This window comes from Ochrobactrum vermis, assembly GCF_002975205.1.
In the GTDB taxonomy this organism is placed as follows: Bacteria; Pseudomonadota; Alphaproteobacteria; order Rhizobiales; family Rhizobiaceae; genus Brucella; species Brucella vermis.
Window position 1 is genome coordinate 2,288,119 of record NZ_PCOC01000002.1, and the last position, 7,292, is coordinate 2,295,410.

The window sequence follows — 7,292 nt, forward strand, 5'->3', positions numbered from 1 at the left end:
TATAAGTTTTCCGGTTCCAGACTTTCTCTCGACGTGATTCACATATTGCTGACGTGATTTGGAGGTCAGTAATGTGCACCAAGATGACAGAAAATGACTATGAACTGGCACTTGAGGTTTTTCGGACTTGTCTGCCAGCCGTTGGCGCGAAAGCTAAAAATGACCGCCTATTCCTTGAGGCGTTGCATTATTTCACCCTTCACAACATCTCATGGCGGGCTTTGCCTGAGCGGTTTGGTAACTGGAACAGCGTATGGAAGCGTTTTGACCGTTTAGGTAAAGCAGGTGTTTTCGAGGACTATTTTTCCATTTTGGCTGGGCTTGATGAAAGCGCTCATCTTATCGCTATGTTCGACAGCACCGTCATTCGCGCCCATGTATCTGCAGCAGGCGCTAAAGGGGGCAGGAAGGTCAAGCGCTCGGCCGGTCTCGTGGAGGGTTCGGAACCAAAATCCATCTGAAAACCGACCGAAATGGTCAGCCCCTTGGCTTTGAACTGACCGGAGGCGAAGCCTCCGATAGCAAACAGTTTAAAAGCCTCATGGACACGGGCCCTCAAGTCAGGCACCGCGCTATCATTGCTGACAAAGGCTATGATAGCGACGTTAATCGAGAGATTGCGCGAAAGGCTGGCGCTATCCCTGTGATCCCTTACAGATCAAACAGGCGTAATATTCCGAAGCATTTTGCCACGGCGCTTTATCGAGGTCGCGCACGTATCGAACAAATGATGGGGAAGCTCAAACGGTTCAAACGTGTCGCATTACGCTGCGAGAAAACAGCAAGAAACTTCCGATCCATCGTCGCAATCGCTTCTGCTTTCATCTTAATCAAATCCGTCCACACGGCCTAGCAGTTTGCCTTATCATTCCCTTGATCGAGTTGAGCAAAATGATCGATTTCGAGAGAAACTCATACAGCGCGTAATACCCACAGCTAAGGCCACCAACTTATTGAATAGAATTGAATAATGAGAGACGTGTCGGTATTATTATCGCGTAAGCCGTGCTCCAGTTCGGATATGCCATTCGATAGTTCTTGGCTCAAACAAAAAGACGTTAGAATCAACAGCTTCTGAAAAGGAACGGAGCGTTAATCGATGAAAGGGAAGCAAGGCGATGGCAATCGTTCCGCTCCGGAACGTGATCTGCGTGACTTTTCAATGTCGCTTCCAATGCATCTTTTGCGCGCTCGAGAAGCCGTGATGCGTCATTTCAGAAATTCGTTGCGCGAGCATCATGTTACAGAACAACAATGGCGTGTTATCCGGGCTATCAGTTCAGCAGGCGAAGCTGATGTAGATGTTAACGATCTTGTCCGGCTAACTTTTCTGCTTGGTCCAAGCCTCTCGCGGATTCTGCGTACATTGGAAACATCTGGGCATATCAAGCGCCGTACGGATAAGGACGATCAGCGGCGAAGCGTATTGTCCCTTACTGAAAAGGGAAAAGAACTCATCCGCCAGCATACACCCCAATCCGCTCAAATCTACGAGCGGATCGCCGAAACTTACGGACACGAACGACTTCAGCTGCTCCAGATTATGCTCGCAGAGCTGGAAACCTCTATGAACAGTTTCAATATTCTACCGGATACTGAAGACGACCCATCAAATCTCAATGAGTGAGCGCTGCACTGCCGCCAATTGGTAACTCCGAGACGGCATTTTGGCTAAAAAAACGCAGGCTTTGGGCCTGCGTTTTATACCTATTGGCAACTTGGCTAACTACTGCTTGATCTCAGCTCGCAGTACGAAGCTTGAGATAGTCGCGATAGTTGCTGGTCTTGAGATTGACGGTGCCGCCGCTTTCTTCCATCTGCACCGATAGTCCCAGCGGCCTACTGGCCATTATATCCGCGAGATTGTCCTTCACTTTTGCGAAAACTCTTTCGCCCGCAGCTTTTCGATCATCTTCGCTTCGGCCGGATGCGACGCGTAACAAGACATGCACAAAGGCGTTGTCGGGATGGCCATCGACAATTAGATAGTTGTCGATACGCACACCACGCGTACGCGCACCTGCGAGCGGAAAAATGCTCCCGTCGTCAATCAGCGCATCCTGCACGGTTTCCAGCAACTGCGGAACGTTGATTTCTTTTTCAATGTTAGCAGAGTATTCAACCCAGATGTGGGGCATGTTCAGTGTCCTCTCAAAATCAATGATTGGCGGAAAGAGCAGCGGCAACCGCCACGTCCGGATCGCAGACGTGGCCAAGCGTCTGTAGGGATCGACCAAGATAAAGCAGGTCCGTCACCACATCACCGATGGAAAAAGCCCCCATGGTACCGATACGGATAACCCGACCCTGGAGCTTGTTGCGAGCGCCAGCGATGGCCGTGTTGTAAGTTTCCAGCATGTGTTTGACGACATCGCTGCCCTTGATCGTTTCGGGCAATCCACCCACCACGACGGTCGGCGAGTAGCATGACGGGTCTCCAAAAGCTTCCAAACCAAGGGTGACGAAGCCAGCACGCATGGCATTCGACAGGCGAAGGTGACGCGCATAAACTCGCTCAATACCTTCTTCATGAATCAAGCTTAACGCCGCATGTAAGCTCTGCACGAGCGAAACCGCAGCGGTAAAGGCAGTCTCGTTTTGCTCGACAACCGCCAGCGCCTTTCGCAGATCCCAATAGAAACGCGGACAGCGATCATCCCTGCCGACAATAGCACGCGCTTTTGCGCTCAGACTGATCAGCCCAAGGCCGGGGGGGCACATCAGCGCTTTCTGCGAACCGGTAGCCACGACGTCAACGCCCCACTCATCCTGACGCATTTCTGCACCGCCGATACCGCTAACGCTGTCGACCACGAGAAGTGTAGACGACTTGGCGGTAACGTCACCGAGCGCACGCAGGTCCGCCAACGCACCGGTCGCACTTTCATTATGAACGACGAGGACAGCGCGATAGTCGTCACCGGCCAGACGCTGGCGCACTTCTTCCGGATCGGGTGCTCTACCCCATTCAATGTCGAGTATATCGACCTCGGCACCAAGGGCACTCGCGATCTTGGCGAAACGTTCACTGAACTGACCATTGACGCAGGCAAGGACCTTTTCGCCAGGTGCCAGAATGTTAACGAGAGCTGTCTCCATCGCGCCAGTACCGGAACTTGATTGTAGGATCACCGGCTGCGTCGTTCCGAAAAGCGGACGCAGCATCGCCTGAACTTCGCTCAGGATGACGCGCATTTCTGCGCCGCGATGATTGATGATCGGGCGCGAGCCCGCCATCCGCACCGCTTCGGGGATGGCTGTGGGGCCGGGAAGTCTCAGACGATAGGGAAATTCAGTTTGTGGAAGCGTTGTCATATCGGACACTCTTTGGACTGGCCTTGGACGGCCTTCAGTGAATGATCTGTTGGAGAAACTGCCGCGCCCTCTCGGTCTGCGGTGTGGTGAAGAAGGTATCGGGTGGCGCCACTTCGGTAATCTGACCCTGGCACACGAAGACCACCCTGTCCGCGACAGCACGAGCGAAGCCCATCTCATGGGTCACGCAAACCATGGTCATGCCCGTCTGGGCGAGTTCAATCATGACATCGAGCACTTCCTTCACCATTTCAGGATCGAGTGCGGAAGTCGGCTCGTCGAACAGCATGATCTCTGGCTCCATCGCAACCGCGCGCGCAATGGCGACACGCTGTTGTTGCCCGCCCGAAAGCTGGTTCGGATATTTGTGTGCGTGCTCGACGATATGTACACGCTTCAGAAGATCAAGCGCCTCAGCCTCTGCATCTACCTTACGTTTGTGGCGCAGCTTGATCGGCCCCAGCGTCAGGTTTTCGAGAACGGTCATGTGCGGGAATAGGTTGAAAGACTGAAACACCATGCCGACACGCTGGCGGATCACCTCGATCCCCGCGCTGTCCTGACGAACCAGATCGTTGCCAACGCGGATTTCACCGTGCTGATAACCTTCCAGGCCATTGACGCAACGGATAATTGTCGATTTCCCTGAGCCCGAAGGTCCACAGATGACAATCTTCTCACCAGCGGTAACTTCCAGATTGATCCCATTCAACACCTGAAACTTGCCATACCATTTGCTGACATCGCGCAGGTTGAGCAGGGGTGTTCGCTGCGAAGCTTTGCCGGTCATCGTTGATCCGCTTTCTTCAATTTTGTTTCGATGCTGCGGCTGTATAGCGACAGCGAAAAGCTCATGAGCCAGAACACCACCCCAACAACGAAATAGCCTTCCGTCTGCGAGCCGGACCATTTCGGGTCCGAAGCACCGGCGTTGACGATGTTGAGCAGATCGAACAGCCCCACGACCATAACCAGCGTCGTGTTCTTCAAGAGCGAAATAGTGGTGTTCATAATGCCCGGGATGACCTTGCCCACCGCCTGCGGCAGGATGATGTAGATCATCATGCGCCAAAACCCGAGACCAATGGCCTTTGCGGCCTCATATTGCCCCTTCGGAATGGCTTGCAAGCCGCCCCGAATGACTTCCCCCATATACGCGGCTTCATAGAAAATTATGCCGACAACAGCGAGCGCCAGCGCATTTGGTTTCATACCGGTCGGCAGGAAGAATGGCAGCATCACGATTGCCATGAACAGGACCGTGACAAATGGCACACCCCGGCAAAATTCGATGAAACCAATACACAGCCAGCGCACGACAGGCATTTTGCTGCGCCTGCCCAGCGCCAGTGCTGCCCCAACCGGCAATGACAACGTGATGCCAGAGACTGCGAGCACGAGAGTGAGAAGCAAGCCACCCCAGCGATCCGTGGGCACCAGGGGAAGACCAGAAAAACCACCAAGCAGCAGCGCCAGGCAGAAGAATGGATAGATCAGCACCATGAACGAGCCGATCCAGCGTTTGCCGGGTATGGCGGGAACAAGCAGGGCAACGATACCGGTAGCCAGCGTCGCGAAAACCATATTCACACGATAGCGTTCTTCCTCTGGGTAGAAGCCGTAAACGAATTGTGGCCAGCGCTCATGTACGAAGGCCCAGCAGGCGCCGCCTGCGGTACAGTCGGCACGGCTGGTACCCGTCCATGTGGCATTGAACAGGGCCCACGGCACGAGGTTGGCCAAAATGGCCCCTAACGCTGCCATAACGATGAGGTTAACGATCAGCGCTTGGCGCGTCGGCCACAGTTTCGTTCTTGCGAAATCGAGCATCCAACCAGTGGAGGATGGTTCCTCGGCGATGATGGGAGATTGCACTACGCTCATCGTTCTACAATCCGGGTCATATAGTTGAAGACATTGAGGAGAACCGTAATCACCAGACCGATCAGTAGATAGGTCCCCATGGTCATCAGCACGATCTCAATCGCGCGGCCAGTCTGGTTCATGGTGATGCCCGTGAACACGCTGACTAGGTCGGGGAAGCCGATCGCCACGGCAAGGGATGACCCTTTAAGAATATTGAGGTACTGGTTTCCGAGCGGCGGTATGAGGACCCGAAGGGCCTGCGGGATGATAATGTAGCGTAATGTTTGCGCCCAGTTGAAGCCGATAGCTGCCGAAGCCTCTCTCTGGCCGCGACTGACGGCTTCGATGGAAGCTCGCACCAATTCGGCAATGAACGCGGCATTATATATGGCCATGGCGAAAACTAGCGCGCTTAGTTCCGGCACGAAAACCCATCCACCGATAAAGTTGAATCCCTTCAATTGCGGCATGTCGATGGAAAGCGTGCTGCCCGAGATGAACGCCACAGCAAATGGCAGAAGCACCAGCGCGGCCAGAGACGGCAGCCATGCATTCAATGGCCGGCCAATGGCGTCGGAGCGGCGTGTAATCGAAACAAAAAGAGCAATGGAAGCTGCGATCGCAAAAATTACACTGATCACCCATAGAAGCGGTCGGTCGGAGTGGATTGCAGGAATGTAAATGCCGCGATTGGTCAAATAGGCCACATCAAGCACACCAATGGCATTCTTGGGTACCGGCATATTGCGCAGCGCAACATTGTACCACAGCATGATGTGCAGGAGCTGGGGTAGATTACGGACGATTTCCACATAGAGAATTGCGGCCTTTGACAGTGCCCAGGTCGAGGACAGACGCGCGATGCCTACGATGAAACCGAGAATGGTGGACAACACGATGGCCAGTATCGTGACCAGCAGCGTGTTGGTCAGCCCGACGAGGAACACCCGCATGTAATTGTCGCTGGCCGAAAATGAGATCAGCGAGAAAGAAATCTCGAAACCCGCCTCCTGACGGAGGAAATCGAACCCCAGAGACAAACCACGCTGGGCCAGATTGCTCTTCAGATTGCTGAACGCCACATAACCGACGGCAACCAATGCAGCAACAATGAGAAGCTGCACCAGCCAACGCCGCAAGGCAGCGCTCGTGAAAACGCCACTATAGCCAGTCGCTAAGGATGTCGACTGTCCGGACATATTGTGATCCCTTTAAAAGAACTCAAAGCCGCTCTACGCAGAGCGGAAGAGCCGTGTACGGGCGACCACCGCCGCCCGTAACAGTAATTATCGACGCATCAACGGATTAGCGGGGTGTGCATCAGCCCGCCATCCTTCCAAAGTCCATTCAAGCGGCGCTCCAGCTTGACCGGGCTTTCATTACCCAGGTGACGGGAGAACATCTCGTCATAGTTGCCGACAGCCTGGATAGTGTTCAACGCCCAGTCGTTGTCGAGGCCGAGCTTGGCGCCGAAATCACCGGTCTTGCCGAGCAGGCGCTGCACTTCCGGTGCAGACGAAGTGTCACGCATTTCGATCACATTTTTCGAGGTGACACCGTATTCCTCAGCAGCGATCTGAGCATTGAGCACCCACGCCACTACATCGCGGAAGCGATAGTCGTCCTGACGCACGACCGGTCCGATGGGCTCCATGGAGATCAATTCCGACAAAACAACCCATTCATCCGGGTTTGGCATCTTGGCGCGAGCCGCTGCAAGGGCGCTCAGCACATTGGCGTAGACGTCGCAACGTCCTTCAATCAGGTTCTTCTCGTTCTGATCACGCGAATTGGCGGCGACCGGCGTGAAGGAAAGCTTGTTGTTGCGGAAATAGTCAGACAGGTTTTGCTCGTAGTTGGAACCCGCGGAAACGCAGATCGAAGCGCCGTCGAGTTCCAGAGCACTGTTCACGCCGAGCGACTTGCGTGCAAGGAAGCCCTGGGAATCATACAGATAGGTGCCAGCCCAGGAGAGATTCATCTCGACATTGCGAAGGAAAGTCTCTGTAGCAGTGCGTGCCAGAAGGTCGATACCCCCAGATTGCAGGGTGGTGAATGCAGTCTTGATCTCGAGGGGGACATATTTGACCTTGTCGGCATCGCCGAGAATG

9 protein-coding genes are annotated in these 7,292 nt (G+C 54.1%); 3 read left to right on the forward strand and 6 right to left on the reverse strand.

Annotation, left to right across the window (positions count from 1 at the left end; translation table 11 throughout):
* The first annotated feature begins 71 nt into the window (after positions 1-71).
* From CQZ93_RS24795 to hpaR, 3 genes are all read left to right on the forward strand, one after another.
* On the forward strand, positions 72-461 hold the full coding sequence (locus tag CQZ93_RS24795) for a transposase (protein ID WP_095444932.1): 390 nt from the start codon (positions 72-74) through the stop codon (positions 459-461).
* Positions 458-853 carry an IS5 family transposase gene (locus CQZ93_RS27320; protein WP_350308599.1) on the forward strand — a complete coding sequence of 132 codons (396 nt, stop codon included), beginning with the start codon at positions 458-460 and terminating at the stop codon, positions 851-853. The genes CQZ93_RS24795 and CQZ93_RS27320 overlap by 4 nt, the downstream gene beginning before the upstream one ends.
* A gap of 246 nt (positions 854-1,099) precedes the next feature.
* Positions 1,100-1,627 carry a homoprotocatechuate degradation operon regulator HpaR gene (gene hpaR / locus CQZ93_RS24805; protein WP_105545129.1) on the forward strand — a complete coding sequence of 176 codons (528 nt, stop codon included), beginning with the start codon at positions 1,100-1,102 and terminating at the stop codon, positions 1,625-1,627.
* A gap of 112 nt (positions 1,628-1,739) precedes the next feature.
* Here the strand turns inward: hpaR and CQZ93_RS24810 are convergent, their stop codons facing one another.
* From CQZ93_RS24810 to CQZ93_RS24835, 6 genes are all read right to left on the reverse strand, one after another.
* Positions 1,740-2,138 (reverse strand): 5-carboxymethyl-2-hydroxymuconate Delta-isomerase, encoded by a 399-nt coding sequence (locus tag CQZ93_RS24810; protein ID WP_105545130.1) that lies wholly within the window; start codon positions 2,136-2,138, stop codon positions 1,740-1,742.
* A gap of 19 nt (positions 2,139-2,157) precedes the next feature.
* Positions 2,158-3,315, reverse strand: coding sequence for a pyridoxal-phosphate-dependent aminotransferase family protein (locus CQZ93_RS24815; protein ID WP_105545131.1), 1,158 nt, complete (start codon positions 3,313-3,315; stop codon positions 2,158-2,160).
* A gap of 34 nt (positions 3,316-3,349) precedes the next feature.
* On the reverse strand, positions 3,350-4,105 hold the full coding sequence (locus CQZ93_RS24820) for an amino acid ABC transporter ATP-binding protein (RefSeq protein ID WP_105545132.1): 756 nt from the start codon (positions 4,103-4,105) through the stop codon (positions 3,350-3,352).
* Positions 4,102-5,199 carry an amino acid ABC transporter permease gene (locus CQZ93_RS24825; protein ID WP_105545133.1) on the reverse strand — a complete coding sequence of 366 codons (1,098 nt, stop codon included), beginning with the start codon at positions 5,197-5,199 and terminating at the stop codon, positions 4,102-4,104. The genes CQZ93_RS24820 and CQZ93_RS24825 overlap by 4 nt, the downstream gene beginning before the upstream one ends.
* On the reverse strand, positions 5,196-6,380 hold the full coding sequence (locus tag CQZ93_RS24830; RefSeq protein ID WP_105545134.1) for an amino acid ABC transporter permease: 1,185 nt from the start codon (positions 6,378-6,380) through the stop codon (positions 5,196-5,198). Before CQZ93_RS24830 ends, CQZ93_RS24825 begins: the two co-directional genes overlap by 4 nt.
* A 98-nt stretch (positions 6,381-6,478) precedes the next feature.
* On the reverse strand, positions 6,479-7,292 hold an 814-nt coding region (locus CQZ93_RS24835; RefSeq protein ID WP_181153469.1), incomplete at its 5' end, for a type 2 periplasmic-binding domain-containing protein.

Excerpts from the sequence above, each read along its gene's own strand:
- CQZ93_RS24795 (WP_095444932.1), top strand. The coding sequence starts at position 72 with ATGTGCACCAAGATGACAGAAAATGACTATGAACTGGCACTTGAGGTT.
- hpaR (WP_105545129.1), top strand. The coding sequence starts at position 1,100 with ATGAAAGGGAAGCAAGGCGATGGCAATCGTTCCGCTCCGGAACGTGAT.
- CQZ93_RS24810 (WP_105545130.1), bottom strand. The coding sequence starts at position 2,138 with ATGCCCCACATCTGGGTTGAATACTCTGCTAACATTGAAAAAGAAATC.
- CQZ93_RS24815 (WP_105545131.1), bottom strand. The coding sequence starts at position 3,315 with ATGACAACGCTTCCACAAACTGAATTTCCCTATCGTCTGAGACTTCCC.
- CQZ93_RS24820 (WP_105545132.1), bottom strand. The coding sequence starts at position 4,105 with ATGACCGGCAAAGCTTCGCAGCGAACACCCCTGCTCAACCTGCGCGAT.
- CQZ93_RS24825 (WP_105545133.1), bottom strand. The coding sequence starts at position 5,199 with ATGAGCGTAGTGCAATCTCCCATCATCGCCGAGGAACCATCCTCCACT.
- CQZ93_RS24830 (WP_105545134.1), bottom strand. The coding sequence starts at position 6,380 with ATGTCCGGACAGTCGACATCCTTAGCGACTGGCTATAGTGGCGTTTTC.